14 protein-coding genes are annotated in these 18,204 nt (G+C 69.6%); 4 read left to right on the forward strand and 10 right to left on the reverse strand.

What is annotated here, in order from left to right; genetic code table 11:
- Positions 1–4: 4 nt before the first annotated feature.
- From OG729_RS03005 to OG729_RS03040, 8 genes are all read right to left on the reverse strand, one after another.
- Positions 5–553: a hydrogenase maturation protease gene (locus tag OG729_RS03005; protein ID WP_405804098.1), complete on the reverse strand. Its 549-nt coding sequence runs from the start codon at positions 551–553 to the stop codon at positions 5–7.
- Positions 550–1,989, reverse strand: a complete 1,440-nt coding sequence (locus tag OG729_RS03010; protein WP_405804099.1) for a hypothetical protein — start codon at positions 1,987–1,989, stop codon at positions 550–552. The genes OG729_RS03005 and OG729_RS03010 overlap by 4 nt, the downstream gene beginning before the upstream one ends.
- Entirely contained in the window at positions 1,986–2,684 is a 699-nt protein-coding gene (locus OG729_RS03015; RefSeq protein ID WP_360864842.1) for a DUF6084 family protein, read from the reverse strand. Before OG729_RS03015 ends, OG729_RS03010 begins: the two co-directional genes overlap by 4 nt.
- A complete protein-coding gene (locus tag OG729_RS03020; protein ID WP_360864845.1) occupies positions 2,681–3,349 on the reverse strand; it encodes a DUF5947 family protein in 669 nt (222 codons plus the stop codon). The genes OG729_RS03015 and OG729_RS03020 overlap by 4 nt, the downstream gene beginning before the upstream one ends.
- Positions 3,346–3,960, reverse strand: a complete 615-nt coding sequence (locus tag OG729_RS03025) for a hypothetical protein (RefSeq protein WP_405804101.1) — start codon at positions 3,958–3,960, stop codon at positions 3,346–3,348. The genes OG729_RS03020 and OG729_RS03025 overlap by 4 nt, the downstream gene beginning before the upstream one ends.
- On the reverse strand, positions 3,957–5,741 hold the full coding sequence (locus OG729_RS03030; RefSeq protein WP_360864850.1) for a nickel-dependent hydrogenase large subunit: 1,785 nt from the start codon (positions 5,739–5,741) through the stop codon (positions 3,957–3,959). Before OG729_RS03030 ends, OG729_RS03025 begins: the two co-directional genes overlap by 4 nt.
- 80 nt (positions 5,742–5,821) lie before the next feature.
- On the reverse strand, positions 5,822–6,910 hold the full coding sequence (locus OG729_RS03035; RefSeq protein WP_360864853.1) for a hydrogenase expression protein HypE: 1,089 nt from the start codon (positions 6,908–6,910) through the stop codon (positions 5,822–5,824).
- A 60-nt stretch (positions 6,911–6,970) separates the two neighbouring features.
- On the reverse strand, positions 6,971–8,755 hold the full coding sequence (locus OG729_RS03040; protein WP_405804102.1) for a hydrogenase maturation protein: 1,785 nt from the start codon (positions 8,753–8,755) through the stop codon (positions 6,971–6,973).
- Between the two features lie 262 nt (positions 8,756–9,017).
- On the opposite strand from OG729_RS03040, the gene OG729_RS03045 reads away from it, so the two are divergent.
- Both OG729_RS03045 and OG729_RS03050 read left to right on the forward strand, forming a co-directional pair.
- On the forward strand, positions 9,018–9,386 hold the full coding sequence (locus OG729_RS03045) for a low affinity iron permease family protein (RefSeq protein WP_405804104.1): 369 nt from the start codon (positions 9,018–9,020) through the stop codon (positions 9,384–9,386).
- Between the two features lie 84 nt (positions 9,387–9,470).
- The gene (locus OG729_RS03050) at positions 9,471–9,659 is read left to right on the forward strand and encodes a hypothetical protein (RefSeq protein WP_405804106.1); all 189 of its coding nucleotides are present in this window, start codon (positions 9,471–9,473) and stop codon (positions 9,657–9,659) included.
- On the opposite strand, the gene OG729_RS03055 is transcribed toward OG729_RS03050, so the two are convergent.
- A complete protein-coding gene (locus OG729_RS03055) occupies positions 9,656–11,827 on the reverse strand; it encodes an NACHT domain-containing protein (RefSeq protein ID WP_405804108.1) in 2,172 nt (723 codons plus the stop codon). The genes OG729_RS03050 and OG729_RS03055 overlap by 4 nt on opposite strands.
- A gap of 393 nt (positions 11,828–12,220) precedes the next feature.
- Here OG729_RS03055 and OG729_RS03060 point away from each other — a divergent pair, with 393 nt between their 5' ends.
- Positions 12,221–15,010 carry an AAA family ATPase gene (locus OG729_RS03060; protein ID WP_405804110.1) on the forward strand — a complete coding sequence of 930 codons (2,790 nt, stop codon included), beginning with the start codon at positions 12,221–12,223 and terminating at the stop codon, positions 15,008–15,010.
- Positions 15,011–15,766: 756 nt separating this feature from the next.
- Positions 15,767–16,483 (forward strand): CAP domain-containing protein, encoded by a 717-nt coding sequence (locus OG729_RS03065; RefSeq protein ID WP_405804112.1) that lies wholly within the window; start codon positions 15,767–15,769, stop codon positions 16,481–16,483.
- Between the two features lie 122 nt (positions 16,484–16,605).
- Here the strand turns inward: OG729_RS03065 and OG729_RS03070 are convergent, their stop codons facing one another.
- The gene (locus OG729_RS03070; RefSeq protein WP_405804114.1) at positions 16,606–18,174 is read right to left on the reverse strand and encodes a cellulose binding domain-containing protein; all 1,569 of its coding nucleotides are present in this window, start codon (positions 18,172–18,174) and stop codon (positions 16,606–16,608) included.
- Between the last annotated feature and the right edge of the window lie 30 nt (positions 18,175–18,204).

Below are 18,204 nucleotides of genomic sequence, written 5' to 3' on the forward strand. Positions count from 1 at the left end.
CTCCTCATTTCGCGGCCTCGCCGACCGCAGCCCGCGGCGCGGGCGATCCCTGCTTCCCGTCCCGCAGCACGCCCATGATCAGCCGTACGGCCTCCGGCACCGCGGCGGCCACGGGTGGACTGAGGCCGATTCCTTCCTCCACGCAGGCCGGTTCGCATCCCACGACCAGCGTGCGCCGCGGCGGGCTGGCGTCCGTGCCGGAGCACAGGGTCTCCAGGAGGGAAAGGACCGCGTCGGGGGACATCCGGTGACCGTCGAGCAGCGCGTCCTGCGACTCGATACCGCCCGCGGCGTCGGGTTCGATCAGATACACCGTGCCGGGGGCACCGCCACGGGCGGTGGCATCGACCAGGACGAGCGTGTCGTAGCCGTCGAGAAGCTGGTAGGCCAAGTGCAGGCCCCGTACGCCGATGTCCACGACCTCGGCGTGCTCGGGGAGCCGTTCCTCGGCCAGCCTGCGTACGGTCTCGACACCGAAGCCGTCGTCGCCGAGGAAGATGTTTCCCACGCCCGCCACCAGAGTCCGGTCGCTGCTGTGCGGAAGCCGGTTCATGCGTCCTCCAGCGGGGTGACCTCGTCGGGCTGGAAGTACAGGAACCGGCCCTGCTCACGGCGGATGTCGGCGCCTGGATCGCCCTCCACTGTCACGGCCAGGTGCACTGCCCCGTCCACATCGTGCAGCACCGCCTCGACCCTGGCGCTGCGGCCGTGCAGGAACAGGTCCTGGGCGTCGGTGCGCCGCAGACCCGGCCGCAGCAGCACACGGCTGCCCGCGCCCAGCGACCGGCCGTCCACCAGGACCCGGTCGCGCGCCGGGTCGAAGCCGGAATCGCTCGCCGGGTCCCACCACGGAGTGTCCGGCGCCTGAACCGCGTACTGGTCCGGCAAGCTGCCGCGGGCCGGCGGGGGTGCGTCCGCCGCGTCGGGTCCGGTCACCTCCCGCAGCGCGCGCACCGCGCCGTGCAGGCGCTCAAGAACCTCGGGGGGCATCGAGTCGGCGAGGTCGATCACCGCGGCCGCCCGCTCGTCGGTGCCCCGGGCCTCGCGCTTCTCCTCGTCGGTGAGGGCCGCGGTGCGCAGCGCGAGGATCTCGTCGATCTCGGTGGCGTCATAGAGCGCCCCCGGGCTCTCCGGGGCGATCGCGGGGTGGTCCTCCAGGATGATCGGGGAAGACAGCACCAGGTCCGCGCGGCCGGGTTCACCGGCGAGGACCGGCCAGGTGTGCAGATTGCGGCAGGACGCGATCGCTCCCCTGGCCCACTCGGGCGGATCCGTCATCGACAGGAACGACCCGGCGCTGAGGCCCATCAGGAGGTGCGCGGCCACCAGCGAGCGCGGCAGCGCGGCGTCACGGTCCGCGGCCGCGCCGTCCGGCGGGGTCCATGTGCTGGTGTTCTCCAGCACGGCAGTCAGCCGCAACACCCGGTAGGGGCCGTCGAGTTCACGCGCGGACAGCCGCACGGCGCCGCTGATCTCCTCACGACGGCGGATCAGACGGCCTGCGGTCCGGCCGGCCGCGTCGAGGACGGGCTCGGTCTCTTCGCGCGCGAGGCGGGTGAATTCAAACGTGACACCGTCCCCGGTCAGGTCGGCCACGCTGGCGACCACCTCGACGCGTTCTTCGACCCCCTCGTCCCAGGGGACCAGGACGCGGTCCTCGAGATGGAGTTCGGGCACTGTCTCGAAGCCGCCGTCCTGCCGGGCCTGTTGCACGGTCCGGCGCTGGGCGTGCAGGAAACGCACCTCGACCGCCAGCGTCGCGCCCGCCTTCGGTTCCATCAGACATTCGGTGTGCTGGAAGTCGTGCTCCTCGCACTCGGCGCCCCAGGCGGGCGGTACGAGCACCCCGAACTGCCAGCGCAGCCGGTTCTTGGCCGCCGAGGCCCGGTACGGGTACAGCACATAGCCTTCGAAGAGAACAGCGTCCGCCACCTGGCGGGCGACGGCGAACCGGGCTTCCGTCCCGGGCGCGAAGGCAGTTGTCGTCACGGTGCCGTCCTTCCGGTGGCGCGTGGCAGCAACGCGGCGGTCAGGGCACGGCCCTGGGGCGGGTCCGGTGTGCCCGCCTCGGCCAGCAGGGCCTGCACGGCCGCCTCCCAGGAGGGAAGCGCCCGCCGTGAACGGAAGGCGAGCAGCGCGTCCACGGTGTCGCGGGGCAGCCGGATCCAGCCGCAGCCGGGGAAGTGCTGCTCGACCATCTCCTGCCACACCTTCACCGGCATCCGGACGGCCGCCTCCCGGTCCCACGGCACCGGTTCGACGCGGAAGCCGCCCGATCCGGTGAACGCCGTTCCGGAGAAGAGCATGAGCAACGGCACCTCGCCCGCTTCGAGCGCGTTGAAGTACCGGGTGGCTGCGACGTCCATGTCGTAGGTGCAGGGCACGGCGAGGTCGGTCTCCGTCTCTCCGGTGAAGCCGGTGACCATGTGCGAGACCTGGGCGAACTGAACCGGCTGGAGCGTGCTGCCCCAGCGCGAGCGCTCTCCGAAGAGGTCCGCAAGACCGTCGGCCTCCGCGGGCTCGTAGCCGCGCCGGGCGGGCTCGATGCGGATCTGGCAGCGCAGGGCCAGCGCATGCACATGGGCGTTCTCGGACGCGGTGATACGCAGCCGGAAGACGAGGGTCGGACCGGCAGCGTACTGGTCGGCCCGTACGCCGGTGCAGGTGAAGCCGAACTCCGTCATGGCCGGCCCTCCCCCTGCACCGCCCGGGCGCGGCGCCCGACATGCTCGAAGAACGCCTCCAGATCGGCCCGGGCCTCGGCCCCGCCGTCAAAGCCCTGCCACAGCAGCCTCATGCGGCCCACCAGTTCGTAACAGATGTCGATCGGGACCAGATAGCACTCGGCCCGGCCCTGCGTACGGCGCAACAGCAGCGCCTCCACGTCGGGTTCGAGGAGCCCGGCCAGCCGGCTGCCGCCGAGCACGCTCTGCCAGGCGGACGGCTCGAGTTCGCTCTCGGTCGCGCCGGCCGGGCTCGGGTAGAGGGCGACCAGCCGGTCGAGCGCCGCGTTGCGGAAGAAGAAGGCAACGCCGACCGGGATCTGCAGGAGTTCCCACGCGCTGTCGTCCAGGCGATGGTCCGCGTCGGACAGATAGCGGTCCGGAACAGCCCGGAAGCGGCCGCCCGCGGCACCCGGCCGCTCGAACAGGAGGGCACACGAGACGCAGGCACAGGCAAGTGCGCGCTTCTCCGTGTCCACCAGGTGACGGTGGCCGTCTTCAGCCACTGCCACTCCGCACAGCTCGCAGCGTTCCTGCCGGAGCGGACGCTCGGTCAGAAACCGGCGCAGGCCGCGCAGCTCCCCGGCCGGCCCACGAGGCTGCGGCCGGACCAGCGGCGCGCTCACGGCGTCTTCGCCGTGGCCGGTCCGGACGCCGTGCCGGCCGTGCGCGCTGTCCCGATCTGGAGCAGAGCCGGCTCCCGGGAGGCGCCGACCGGCTCCACTTCCACGGCAGTCACCTCGGGCGCGAAACAGGCGAGAGCGTCCTCGACTGCCTGCTGCGCGGCCGCACCGGTGCTCGGGCAGCCGCAGCCCGCACCGCCGGAAGACCGCAGACGCAGTGTTGCGCTGGCGTCGTCGAAGCCCACCACCTCCCAGGCAGGGTCGCCGACCTTGTCCAGGGCACGCGCAATCCGAGTGGCGGTGTCCTCGGGGTGCAGGTCGTGCAGGACCAGCAGGCTCGAGACGAGTTCGTCCGCGAGCAGCCCGGCCAGGGCGCTGCCCGTGGGTCTGCCGGCGGCGGGGGAATCGAGCAGTCGGACGATCCGGGCCAGACCGGCTCCGTAGAAGTCCATCAGGACCCGGACCAGTTCCTCGGCCCCGGCACGCGCCGACTCGTCCGAGGTGGCGGCCAGCCGTTCGAGTACTTCCTCCACGCGCAGTCCGGCCTGCTCCGCGTTCATCACCCCGGCCGCAACGGCGGTCGGCGGCGCGGTGTTGTGGGCTGTCGCGCTCATCCGGCGAGGCCGCTCAGTCCGGTGGGCACGTGCATCGACTTCACGGTCTTTCCGCCGCCGACGTACATGTGAACGCCGCACGGCAGGCAGGGGTCGAAACTGCGCACCGCGCGCATGATGTCGATGCCCTTGAAGTTCTCCGGAGAGTTCTCCTCGAAGATCGGAGTGTTCTGCACGGCGTCCTCGTACGGGCCGGGGGTGCCGTATGTGTCGCGGGTGCTGGCGTTCCACGGGGTCGGCGGGTAGGGGTGGTAGTTGGCGATCTTCCCGTCCCGGATGACCATGTGGTGGGAGAGGACGCCGCGCACGGCCTCGGTGAAGCCGCAGCCGATGGACTCGTCCGGCACCTCGAACTTCTCCCACGTCTGAGTGCGGCCGGCGCGTACTTCGTCGAGGCCCCTCTCGACGCAGTGCAGGGCGATGGCCGCGGCGTAGGCCTGGAAGTAGGTGCGGGCGCGGTTGCGTTCCAGCGCGTTGCTCCAGCGCGGGATCTTCCACTCGAAGGTGGTTTCGGGCTTGGTCATCGTGCGCGGCAGGTTGATGACGACGCTGTGCCCGGTGGCCTTGACGTAGCCGACGTCGACGAGCCCGGACAGCGCCGTGGACCACAGGCGGGCGATGGGGCCGCCTCCGGTGTCCAGCGGCAGGTAGTCCTTGCCGTCGAACCAGCGGGGGGACATCACCCAGCTGTACTTGTCGTTGAAGTCGCGCTTCTGCGGGGCGGGGATGGTGTGCTGGTTCCACGGGTGGCGCGGGTCGACGGGGTTGCCGAGCGGGTCGTGGGTGACGAACTGCTCCTGGCCCTCCCAGTCGTCGTAGTACGAGCTGCCCAGCAGGATGCGGATGCCGAGGTTGATCTCGGTCAGGTCGTTGGTGACGAGCTTGCCGTCGACGATGACGCCGGGGGTGACGAACATCTTCCGTCCCCAGTCGGTCATGTTCGCGTAGGTGAAGTCGCAGTACTCGGGGTCGTTGAGAGCACCCCAGCAGCCGAGCAGCACGCGGCGGCGGCCGACCTCCTCGTACCCGGGCAGGGCCTCGTAGAAGAAGTCGAACAGGTCGTCGTGCAGCGGGACGACGCGCTTCATGAACTCCACGTAGCGCATCAGGCGGGTGAGGTAGTCGGTGAAGAGCTGCACAGAGGCGTTGGTGCCCACGCCGCCCGGGTAGAGCGTGGAGGGATGCACATGGCGGCCCTCCATCAGACAGAACATCTCACGGGTGTAGCGGCTCACTTGGAGGGCTTCGCGGTAGAACTCGCCCTCGATCGGGTTGAGCGACCGCATGATGTCGGCGATCGTGCGGTAGCCGTGCTCCCCGGCATGGGGCGCCTCGGTGCGCTCGGCGAGTTCGAGAACGCCGGGGTTGGTCTCGCGGACCATTTTTTCGCAGTAGTCGACCCCTACCAGGTTCTCCTGGAAGATGTTGTGGTCGAACATGTACTCCGCGGACTCCCCCAGGTTGATGATCAATTCGCCGAGGTGCGGAGGCTTCACCCCGTAGGCCATGTTCTGTGTGTACACCGAACATGTCGCGTGGTTGTCGCCGCAGATCCCACAGATGCGGCTGGTGATGAAGTGCGCGTCACGGGGGTCCTTGCCGCGCATGAAGACGCTGTAGCCACGGAAGACCGACGAGGTGCTGTAGCACTCCGCGACCCGCTTCTGCTTGAAGTCGATCTTTGTGTGGATGCCGAGGCTGCCCACAATCCGAGTGATCGGATCCCAGGACATTTCCACCAGGCCACTGCCGTCGCCGGCCGCCTTCGTCTTCGGTGCCATCGTGTGTGCCGTGCCCTTCTTCAAGCTTCAAGCGGGAGGTCGGATCGCGCGGAGAGGTCTGGTTCGGATTCGGTGGAGGATCACCAGGGCGGCCGGTAACCGGTGGTCAGCTTCTTCCCCGTGTGGCGCCACTTCGGCTCCTTGTCCACGGTCTTGAGGGTCATGGACCGCAGCCTGCGGATCACCGCCCCGTACGCTCCGCTCGCCGCGCTCGAGACCCTGGCGCCGGGCGGTTCGTCCATGAACGGCATGAACTTGTCCGGGAAGCCCGGCATGGTGCAGGCGATGCAGATGCCACCGACGTTCGGGCAGCCGCCGATTCCGCTCATCCAGCCGCGCTTGGGGACGTTGCACTTGACGACGGGGCCCCAGCAGCCGAGCTTGACCAGGCACTTGGGCGAGTCGTAGGTCTCTGCGAACTGCCCCTGCTCGTAGTAGCCCGCGCGGTCGCACCCCTCGTGCACGGTGGCGCCGAACAGCCAGGTCGGCCGGAGCTTGTCGTCCAGGGGGATCATCGGAGCCGCGCCCGCCGCCTGGTAGAGCAGGTAGGTCAGAGTTTCCGAGAAGTTGTCGGGTTGGATCGGGCAGCCGGGCACACACACGATCGGGATGCCGGCCTTGGAGGTCCAGTCCCAGCCCAGGTAGTCGGGCACGCCCATCGCGCCGGTCGGGTTGCCGGCCATGGAGTGGATCCCGCCGTAGGTGGCACACGTGCCGATGGCGACGACGGCCAGCGCCTTGGGCGCGAGCCGGTCGATCCACTCACTGGTGGTGATCGGCTGGCCGGTTTCCGGATTGTCGCCGAAACCGCACCAGTAGCCCTCCTGCTTGATCGCCTCGTTGGGGACGGACCCCTCGATCACCAGGACGAAGGGGTCGATCTCGCCGCGCTCGCCCTTGAAGAACCATTCGATGAAGGTGTCCGCACCCCCGACCGGACCGCATTCGAAGTCGATCAGGGGCCAGTGCACCGCGATCTTCGGCAGGCCGGGCAGCGCGCCGGTGACGATCTCCTCGATGCTCGGCTGCATCGCGGCCGTCAGCGCGACCGAGTCACCGTCGCAGCTCAGTCCGGCGTTGATCCAGAGGATGTGGATGGGCGAAGCGTCGTCGGCGGGCGCCCCGGTGGCGTCCGTGGCGTCGGCTGCGGTCGGCGTGGCTGCATTCATCGGAGCGCCCTCTCATGGAGGTATGAGTTGAAAGTCCGCATTGTGATCCCAGCCTTCTTGCTAGCAGGCATCCGGAGCCGGGGCCGAGTTTTCGGCGTCCGGTCCAGTGACGCGGGCCTCCGGCAGGGGCTGATCCATCGCTCTCCCTCTGGGCGCGGGCACATCCAGGTGCGGCGGCGTACGCAGGGGCTTCTCTTTGAGGACGAAGGCGCGTCGCAAGGCGTGGTACGGAGCGCGCGGATCGGAGAAGGTCGCCAGCATGCGGGCCAGCTCCTCCTCGCGGAAGGCGGCGAGCGGCTTGAGACTCTCCTGGCGGTCCCGTTCCGCCTTCTTCGCAGCGATCCGTGACTGGACCGCGGGCAGCGACGCGAGGTGCCCGGCGAGCAGGCCGACCTCTTCGGTGAAGGCCTGCGGGGTGCACTCGATCAGCCGGTCGACGAGGCCCAGCCGCTGCGCGGCCGTACCGCTCACCGGCAGAGCCTGACTCATCAGACGCTCGGCCACTGCTGAGCCGACTCGGCGCGGCAGGGTGTACGTCCAGTACTCCGAGCCGTACAGGCCCATCAGGCGGTAGTGCGGATTCAGCACGGCGCCCGATCTGCACCACACCTCGTCCGCCGCCAGTGCGAGCATCGCCCCACCCGCGGCGGCATGCCCGCCGACGGCGGAGACCACCAGCCGGTCCGTGGTCGTCAGGACGGCCTCGACCAGGTCGTCGATGGCGTTGATGTTGGCCCAGGACTCCGTACCGGGGTCTTCGGCCGCCTCGATGACGTTGAGGTGGATGCCGTTGGAGAAGACCCGGCTGCCGCCGAGCACCAGCACCGACGTGGGACGCGAGCAGGCCTCCCGATACGCCGCAAGCAGACGACGGCACTGGGTGGTGCTCATCGCGCCGCCGGGGAACGAGAACGAGAGGAAGCCGACGTTGCGCTCTTCCCGGTAGCCGATGTCGGTCCAGGTACGGCGCTGCGCGTCCGGACGCAGGGGCGCGGGACGCTCCGGCAGGGAGGGCAGCCTGCCCGCAAGCGCCTGAACGGCAGGCAGCTTGAACGTCGGGGGCTCCCCGGGCCTGCGCCGGGCCCGTAGCTCGGGGATCCACACGGCGCCGTCCGTTGTCGCCCTGCAGAGCGCTCCGGCTCTGGTGGCCAGCAGTTCGCCGGGTTGCCCGCGCAGCTCGTCCTCGGGGTGGCCCCCGTGCAAGTACCACTCGCCGCCGAGCAGTTCGTCCAGTACGCCGGGCTGCGAGTCGGCTGCGCGCAGCTTGCGGACAATTGCCTCGGTGGGCTCCGACGCCCAGTCGATCCGCCGGACGCTCTGATCGAGATACGGCCGGGCGCGGCCGGTTCCTCCCCCGTTCTCAGCGGTCTGCGCAGCAGGTGCGTACGTCCCGCCGGCGAACCTCTCCACCGCCAGCAGCACGGCCGCCACCGCGGCGTCGGACACCTCGCCGCGGTAGAGGTCGCTCTTGGACAGCGGCGGCATCGGGCAGGCGACCGAGGCCCAGATGTCGCCCTCGTCCATCTCCGCATTGGCCTGCAGGACGGTCACGCCCCACTGGCCGGCGTTCTCGTGGATCGCCCAGTCGAGGGACGAGGGCCCGCGGTCGCCAACGGGTCCCGGGTGGACGACGAGACACGTGTGCGCGGACCACACCTCGCGAGGGATCGCCGTCTTCAGCATCGGCGCGACGACGAGCTGAGGCTCGTGCCGGCGTACGGCGTGCGGCAGGGACTCGTCGTGCAGCACGAGTTCCACCGCCACCGTGTGACCGCGGTCCCCCAGTTCGGCGTGGAGGCGCTGCGTGAGGCTGTTGAACGCGCTGGCGACGAGCAGGATGTGCATGGCGGTCCTCCCAGCGATCAACGTCTCCGGCAGGGACTCCCCCGGCCGCCTGTGATCGTCGAGTACGCCGGACCGGCGATGGCCGACGCGGAGCCGCGGGGTCACCCTAAAGCGGACATGGTGACGGCCACCCGGCGGTCGGGTGCTGCCGCGGGCGCCTGGCTCCACGTGGGCCGGGCAGCGTGTGTCCGGGTGTGAGGCGCGCTCCGGCACCGGTCGTGGTCGGCACGCATGCCCTCCACGTGTCGGGTAGGCACGTCGTATGACTCTTCAGCACCCTGCCGACCGAGGTGGCGACAAACGCGGGTGGTTCGCCGAGCTGGCGGAGCACGCCTCGAACTTCACCAGCTCGCCGGTCTTCTTCGGTGTGTGCCTGGCCATGGTGGCCGCCGCCGCCACCGCGCATGCCGTAAAACTTCCGTCCGAGTGGCTGCTGCTCGCCGGAGATTCGATGACTGCCGTCACCCTGCTGCTCCTGGCTCTGCTCAAGAACGCAGAACGGCGGGCCGAGCGCGCGATCCAGCGAAAGCTCGATGCCATCGCGGCAGTGCTGCTGGAGATGCAGGAAGGGAAATCCGGCCAGGCCTTCGACGACCTCAGGAGCGCGATCCGTATCGAGGATGAGACCTGACGGATAACGGGGGGGGCGCCGGGGCCCGTCCTCCGGTGAGGTGGCGGGCGTACGCCGACTGGCGTGTGCCGGGGAAGGCGCATCATGCGAAGGAAGCTCACCGGGGTCTGCGGGGCAGCGATGGCGGTCGTGTCACTGGCCTCCTGCACGGCGAGCTCCGAGGCCACGGCGACGCCCGGCCACGTGACCGTCGACGTCGAGCGCGGTACCGGGGCGGCGGTGGAGCCGACTGGCCGTGAAGGGATGCAAGGAGCGAGCTGCGACATCCCCTAGGTTCTGCGCCCCCTGACCGGCTGAAGCACCTGGCGGGCCGATGGTGCCGGTGCCGGTGCTGCAAGGTGGTCCTGTAGACGGGCATGGCGGAACTGGTAGACCGCGCCCGCCTGCCGCAGTACGCCTCGCCGGTGCGCGTCATCGAGGAACCGCATCAACCGCCACGGCAGTTGACCCCGCAGAGCCAGCCAGAAGCGGCTGACGAGGAACCAACCCCACGGGCTCGCCGCGAGCCCGGTCTGAAACCTGCCCGCGTACCTGCCGGCGAGTCCCAAGGCAAGGCCCCCGCCAACCCCTGCCACGAGTGCCCACGTGAAACCGACGGAGATCCCGAACCCGTACCGCCCTGTCGTCAGCCCGGCCAGCAGGCCGGACCCGAGAGTCTCCACAACGATGCGGATGGCGCTGACCGATCTGTCAGCCCGCAGGACGGACCGCGAACTTGGTGAACACAAGGCATCCGCCGGAGTGTTCAGCCACATCATGGCCGCAAAGGCGAGGCCGGTGCTGAGCCCCGCCACACAGACCACCTTCCCTGCCGTCTCCAGTCCGCCCCCGAGCCCGGCCCCGAGCCCGTCCGCGACGGCGAAGGCACACAGGGCTCCGGCCCCCATCATGAGGCCGACAGCCAGCCCCGGTACGAGCTTCCTCCCGAACGACCGCAAGCCACCCCGGAGTCTGAGGTTGGCGTACAGGGGATGCGGCGGGGGCACGGCCACCAGGCCTGCGCCGAATCCGCCCGCTACACCCGCCGCGACGCCGACCTCCAGTCCGACCCCGACCCCCACACCGAGCCCCGCGACGAGCCCGCTCATGAGTCCGAGCAGCAGCCCGATCGCCCGGCGTCCGGATGGGGAGAAGACGCGGTGCAGCTGCCACCAGGCCAGATCACGCGTCTGGTGCTGCTGGAGATGGCCGGCGAGGAAGGCCAGCCATCTGCGGGCCGGCTCGGGGGAATACCGCAGGGGGGTCGCACCGAGGCCCTCCACCATCGGCGGCGGGAGGCGGTGGGCGTAGACAGCGGGGACGAACGCCTCCAGGAGATGGCTCTCAATCGCGCACCGGTCGGGGAACCGGGCGGGATCGAGGAGTTCGGCCGGATCGGCGGCCGGGTCGGTGTAGACGGCGCGGAGGAGGGCGGTCAACAGGGGCGACGACAACGCTTCGGCCAGCGGCCCGTCGGACACCTCACGCAGATGGGTCAGCACCGCTGCCCAGCGATTGGCCCCGGCCATGCCGCCGGCGGACAGGAACGTGATCACCTCCTGAACACCGACCGGTTGCAGCTCCACCACAGCCGCGGTGCTCAGCACCGTCCCACCGGTCGCAACGGCAGCCACGTATTCCGCGCTGCGGCAGGTGAGCACCAAGGGGCTTCCGGGAGCGATCCGGTCGATGGCGTCGATCGCCACGGGATGCAGCCCGGCAGGCATCTCGTCCAGGCCGTCGAGCACGGGCACGATGTGCCCGCAGTTGACCAGCCGGGCGGCAGCCTCAGGGCTGAAGACGTCGGCGTTGGCGAGGGCCGGGTAGTCCTCGACCAGCCGCCGGACCACCCACCGGTGCAGATGCTCGATGTGCGGGTCCCACGACGAGAGGGACAGCAGGACCGGCACCGGCCCACCATGTTCGCGCCGTTCCTCCAACAGGCCCAGGGTGAGCAGGATGGCCAGCACGGTCTTGCCTGCCCCCGGATCGCCGAGCAGGACTAGCCGTCGCCTGGGCAACTGCGTGAACAGGGGGACGATGTCGTCGTTCCCGCCGTGCAGCCGCAGTCGCAGTGGACGCCCGCCCACCACGCCGTCGCCGAGCACCGCGGAAGGGCCGGCGGAAACCGGGCGGCCAGTGGTGGACCAGCGCAGGTGCAGCGGCTGCGGCCGGTGCAGCATCCGTATCTCCGCTTCGGCGGCCCACTGACGGTGCACCGTCTGAGCCAACTCCTCGGCCGCACGGCGCAGTCGTGCTTCGTCGTCGGCCTCGGCTCCGCCCCCGGACTGCGTCGCGGCGGCTTGGCGGCTGCGCGCCTCCAGCACGGCTGCCGCGACGGCCGACGCTGCCGCGGCGGGCCAGGCCAGCCACAGGTATGGCTTCACATTGTCCGGGACGGCTCCGGCGGCGACGTTGATGGCGACGGGAAGTATCAGCACGGTGATGAGAGAGAACAGCACTGTTGTGAACTGCGAGGGACGCCACATTTGCCCAAGACCCCGCTTCTAGTGACAGTCGGGGAATGCGCGGGCCCCGGGTGAGAGCGGGCCGCACAAGCGCGGCCGGGGCACGGTCATCGCCCTGCGTCCACCGCATCGCCCCTGCGGCCTCGGAGCCAGTTGCCGCTGAAGGTCGTCGGCACGTGGGATGTGGACTGCCACTTTGCCCCCTTGTCTCGTGCCGCGTCCCAAGGCGCGGCGATTGAGTTCCAGGGGCAACACTCCACGTGATGTGATGGTTGCGGACCGGGATGTTCCCTAGTCCTGCGGGAGTGGCTCGGGTTCGGCGACAATCGTGACGCCATGTGTATCCGTCGGCACTGGTGGTCGTCTTTTCTGTGGGGGGATGCCGCGATGAGGCGTGGGCGGCACGGACTGCTGTCGCGTGCGGAGGAGCTCGGTCGGGTGCGGCAGATCCTTGCCGGTGCCCGGCGGAGCCGAAGCGGGGTTCTGGTGGTGCACGGTGAGCCGGGAATCGGAAAGACCGCCTTGCTGGACCAAGCGGTGGCCGAGGCAGAGGGCATGACAGTGCTACGGGCCACTGGGATCGAAATGGAAGCGGAACTCGCCTTTGCCGGCCTCGGTGAGCTCATTCGCCCCGTGGAGTATCTGGTCGACCGATTGCCGATGCCGCAGGCGCGGGCTCTGCGTATGGCCCTCTCACTGGAAGTGGCGGAGACACCGGACCGGTTGACGTTGGGAGCAGCCACGTTGACGCTCCTCACCGACGCCGCAGCGACAGCACCTGTGCTGGTCGCCGTGGATGACGCGCACTGGCTGGACGAAGCCAGCGCCCAGGCACTGCTCTTCGCAGTCCGGCGTCTGCAGGCCGAGGGTGTCGCCGTGCTCGTCACGGCACGAGATGGCCGACGATCCGTATTCAGCGAGTCGGGCCTGCCGACGCTGCGCCTCCCCGGTCTGGAGCCCGCGGCCGCCGCCGCGCTGGTGCGGCGGGTGGCTGACATGCCCGCTGACGGCGAGCTGTTCAAGCGGCTGTACCGGGAGACCGGGGGCAACCCGCTCGCACTACTGGAAGCTGTGCCTGCGCTGCGCAGCTCCTCGTGGGCCGGGCAGGTTTCGGCGGGCCCCCTGCCGGTTGGTTCGCGACTGACCGCCGCCTATTCCGCGCAGTTGACGGCCCTGCCGGAGCCAAGTCGCCGCGCAGTGACGGTTGCTGCCGCCAGCTACACCGACGATGCCGCGGTCCTGATGGGAGCCCTTCGCGCCCTCGCCCTGGATGCCGACGTCCTGCAGGTGCTCGAAACCGCAGGGCTCATCGAGCTGTCGGGCGGCAAGGTCATGTTCGCGCATCCGCTGTTGCGTGCCAGCGCGTACCACACTGCGGCGCCCGATCAGCGACGCCAGGCCCACCGAGCGTTGGCCGGGGCGCTTACTGACCGGGACGGCGCGGTGGACCGTGACCAGCGGAGCTGGCATGATGCGGCCGCCGCGGTCGGCCCGGACCCGACCGCGGCGGCTGCCGTGGCCGATACGGCCGCGCGGGCCCGCGCCCGTGGTGCCCTGCCTGCCGCGCGCCGGGCCTACGAGCGTGCAGCTGCCTTGGCGCCGTCCCCCGTCGACCAAGCCCGCTATCTGCTGGCCGCCGCCGAAGTGGCCCAGCTTTCCGGTCGAGGCGACCAGGCGTTGATCCTGGCCGAGGCGGCCAACGACACCACGGAAGACCCTGCGATCCTCGCCGAAGCCACTCGCCTGCGCAGCCAAGTAATGCTCCTGCGTCAGCCACCCCGCCGTGTCCACGATCAACTGGCCGAGCTGGCGGCCGGACTCGAGGCGGACCAACCAGCCCAGGCTGTGCCCTTGTTGGTCGCCGCGGCGGGGGCAGCGTGTATGGGGGGCTCGATCCGCAAGGCCCGCGCGACAGCTGAGCGGGCCGCAGCTCTGGCCCGCAACGGCGAGGCCGTTGCCGTCCTTGCTCATTCCGCCGCTGTCCTCCAGGCCCACACGATGATGCTCGCCGGCGAACGCACCGAGGCAGCCGCCGTGTTCAACTCCCGTGAGGAGTTCCTCACTGCCACCGACCCGCTCGCGGTAGGCGTCGAGGTGACGAGCTTTTCCGCAATGGACCTCATGTGGCTCGAGCGGTACTCCGCGGCGCGGACGCTGCTGGAACGGGCTGTGCGGGGCGTGCGGGAGGTCGGGTCCTCCGAACGGCTCGCCCCGTATCTGACGGTTCTTGCCGAGACGCAACTGCGCACAGGCTACTGGGACGACGCCTACGCCTTGGCCCGTGAAGGAGCTGACCTCGCCGGTGAGACCGGACAGCCGGTCCTGCATGCCTACGCGCTCTCCACGCTGGCCCGGATCGAGGCCGCGCGAGGACGAGCCGCGCAGTGCAGCGAGCACGCCCGTCAGTTCCACGGACTCCTCGACAGCCGGGGCGCGGAGCTCGTCAGCCCCTATATCGAAGCTGCACTCGGTCTGCTCGAACTGGGAACCGGCCGGGACTCGGAGGCGGCCGCCCGCCTGAACGACCTCCAGCAGCGGGTCGGTGATCTGGGGCTGCGAGAACCGACGGTGCTCCAGCACCAGCCCGACCTGATCGAAGCCAACCTGGCGGCCGACGACCCTTCTGCCGCCCGTGCAGCGCTGGCCGAACTCCAGAGCCAGGTCCAACGGGCGCCGTCCGCATGGGGACACGCCGTGGCCGCGCGCTGCCGAGGGCTTGTCGCGGACGGCGAAGACACCGCCGAGAATGCATACCGGGAGGCTCTACGACACCACGAGCGCCTGCAGGATCCCTTCGCCAAGGCCCGCACTGAGCTGGCCTACGGGCGCTTCCTGCGCAGAATCAGGAAGCGCCGCGCCGCCCGCCGCCCTCTGGCCGCCGCCCGGCAGGTCTTCGAGCGGCTCCGCGCCGAGCCGTGGACTGCGCTCGCCGAAAGGGAGCTCCGGGCGGCCGGCTTCGGGACGCCCGCCCGACACAGGGGTACACATGCCGAACTGACCGAACAGGAAATGCAGGTCGCAGTGCTTGTCATCAAAGGCCACACCAACCGTGAAGTGGCCGCCGCATTGTTCCTGTCAGTCAAGACGGTCGAGTACCACCTCAGCCACATCTACGCCAAGCTGTCCGTGCGGTCCCGAGTCGAACTCGCCGGTCGCCTGGCCGTCACCGGCGACTGACCAGCGACGTCACACAGGCCCGCCAGTCCGATGAGCACTCCAGGCCGTGCACCCGCCGGTACAGCCGCGAAGTTGGCACAACACGCTGAGAAAACCTCTCGATTGAGTTGAAAGTTCCATTTGGCGTGAGGTAGACGGTTTTGTGCCGCCTCAGAGACTGGCATCACGCTCTGCGTGCATCGATGTTCACCTTACGTACTCCCCGGCCGCCCGGGAACGGGCGAAAGGAGGTCGAACTCGCCCTGGAACGGTCGGAGCGACCGCCCGGATCGGACACCGGGCCGCACTGAGGGATCAGCGCCGCACCGACGGCGCTGACGCAGACCGAATACGTACGGTCCGGCGTCACGCAGCCTCATGACATCCGTCACATCAACTTCACGTACTGAGGCCGTTGGATAGTAGATGACGCCTTGGCGACATAAGAGATTTGTCCGTCTTGAATCGGACATTCCTCACGCGGGGTTTGACGGCATTCGATCCACTCGGCGCTTTCGCCCGTCCATCGGGTGCATAAGGACTTCTGACGGAGCAACGGCACGTGACGGCACGTGCCCCTGAGTCGGACCAGCACGCCTGTGCGCCGATTGCAAGAGCTTCCGCCACTACTAACCGAGGTAGTACTAACGCCCCGTTGCCCTACGCACGCCGTGGTCCTAAGAATGACGGCCCGCAAGGCGTCTCCGCAGCTCAGGCAGGGTCTGTGCAGAGCTGGCCGCTCCAGGGACGCTCCGCGATCAGCAAGTGAGGTCACGCATGAGGAAGCATCGCAGGAAGTCGCGCTACCGGCAGATAACCATCGCTGCCGTCGCCATAGGCGCCGTGGGTGTGCCCTCCGTTGCCATGGCCTGTCTGAACCACCAGGAGAACCGGGGCAGTCAGTCCTACGGCCATTGGAAGGGTGCGCGCTCCGATCACCGGTGGACCGAGGCCCATTGGGGCCCGAAGCCGACTGCGCGAGCAACGCAGAAGCCCACCAGGGCTCCGAGCACTCCGAAAACCACCGCAGCTCCCAGCGCTCCCAAGGCCACTGCCGCTCCGAGCGCTGCGAAAACCACCGCAGCTCCGAGCGCTCCGAAAACCACCGCCCCGGCCTCCGGGATTTCGGCCCGCATCGTGCAACTCGTCAACAGCGAGCGCAGCAAGGTCGGGTGCGCTCCGCTGGTCGTGAACGCGAAGCTGACAAAGGCCGCTCAGGCTCACAGCAAGGACATGGCAGCCCATCAGAACATGTCCCACACCGGCTCCGACGGGTCATCTCCGGGCGACCGGATCCAGGGTGCCGGTTACAGCTGGAGCACCTACGGCGAGAACGTCGCCTACGGCTACACCACACCCGAGAGCGTGATGGCGGGCTGGATGGCCAGCCCCGGCCACAAGCGCAACATCCTTGACTGCTCGTTCAAGGAGATCGGCGTCGGCCTCGCGCAGCCGGGCAGTTACTGGACGCAGGACTTCGCAGCGGCCCGATAGCGAGCACCACGAGTCCGGCCGCCACTGCCGGCTCCGCGGCCGCGGGCATGAACGTCGAGGCGCCCCGGTCCCCGCCGGGACCGGGGCGCCTCCTCGCGCCGCCAGGAACGCAATGCCGGGCGTCAGCCGGTGTAGGCCGCGAAGATCTTCGAGAACTCGTACGGAGCCTGCGGGATGTTCGTGCACATATAGAGGGCGCCCGTGCAGGCGTTGCGGTCGCGTGTCGTCTCCCAGAAGGCGAGCTCTCCAAGGTGCTTGCCCTGGGCGAAGGCGACCAGCTGACGTGCGTCGGCCTGGTCGAAGACGTGTCCGTCGTCGTTCTGGCCGAGCATCGGCGTCACGCCGACCATCGCCCACACCTGGGCGTCGCTCCTGGCCGGGTACAGCGACTTCAGCTGGGTGAAGGTGCTCTGCGCCGCCTGTACCGCGGCGTCGCCGTAGTCGATGCTTCGGTAGTAGTCCATGGCCATGACGTTCACGACGTCCAGGTTCACGCCCGCGTCCCGCGCCGACCTGACCACCGCGAGCCCGTCGGCGGTCAGCCCCTCGGGGAGAACCGGGAGGGTGAGGGAGATCCGCAGGCCGGGGTGAGCCTGCTGAAGGCGCGCCAGGGCCTGGGAACGACGGCTTACCGAGGCCGGGTCGGCGGTGGCCGCCCCTTCGATGTCGAAGTCGGCGTACGTCAGGTTGTAGGCGGTGACGACCGCGTCGTACTCGGCGAAGAGCGCGTCGACCGAGCCGCAGGCCTGGGCCAGTTCGATTCCGCTGGCGCCGCCGAAGGAGATCTTGACATCGCCGCCGCCTGCCCGGATCTCGTCAACCTGGTCCTTGGCCCAGCCGGTCCGCGGGTCATAGGCGTTGAACCACATCGCCTTGCAGCCCGATGCCGTGACGAAAGCCATCGTGAAACTCTTCAGCCCGCTCGCCGAGGCCATCACGGGCATGCTCGGGGTCGGCCACGCGCCCATGTCGACGTACGGCGCGGTGCGTACGCCGCCGGCTGGCGGGATGCCGCCGCCTGTGCTCGTCGTACCGCTGACCGCCGCACTGTAGGCCGAGGTGTTGCCGGCCGCGTCCCTTGCCCGGATGCGGAACGAGTAACTCGTGCCCGACTGCAGGCCGGTTGCGGTGTACGAGGTGCCGGTCGCGGCGACGGGCGTGCCGCCGTCCCGGGAGACCTCATAGCCCGCCACCGTGCCGGAATTGTCCGTGGACGCCGTCCAGCGCACGGTCAGGGACGAGCTGGTCGCCGAGCCGACGCTCACCCCCGACGGCACACTCGGCGCCGTCGTGTCCCCGCCGCCCGAACTGCCGCCACAGGGCGCGCCGTTGAGCTTGCAGTTCGTCGGCGTACCGGTCCCGGTGGACACCCAGCCGAAGCTCGCGCTCGCGCCGGGCGCCAGCGACCCGTTGTACTCACGGTTCTTGAAGGTGTAATGACTGCCGCTCTGGGTGAGCAGCGCATCCCAGTACGAGCCGACCGATGTACCGGCGGGCAGGTCGAACTCGACGGTCCAGCTCGTCAGTTGGGAGCTGCCGCCGTTGGTGATGGTGTACGCGCCCTGGTAGCCGCTGTCCCAGGTCGATGTTTTCGAGAACGCCGCCGTCGGTGTGGCCGCGGCGGCGGGTGGGGCCAGGAACAGGACGAAGGCCCCGATGAGTGTGACGACCAGCGCCAACGATCTTCGCATTGCTGCCTCCCGAGTGGGAACAAGCGCGGA

This window comes from Streptomyces sp. NBC_00210 (assembly GCF_045160975.1).
Taxonomy (GTDB): Bacteria; Actinomycetota; Actinomycetes; order Streptomycetales; family Streptomycetaceae; genus Streptomyces.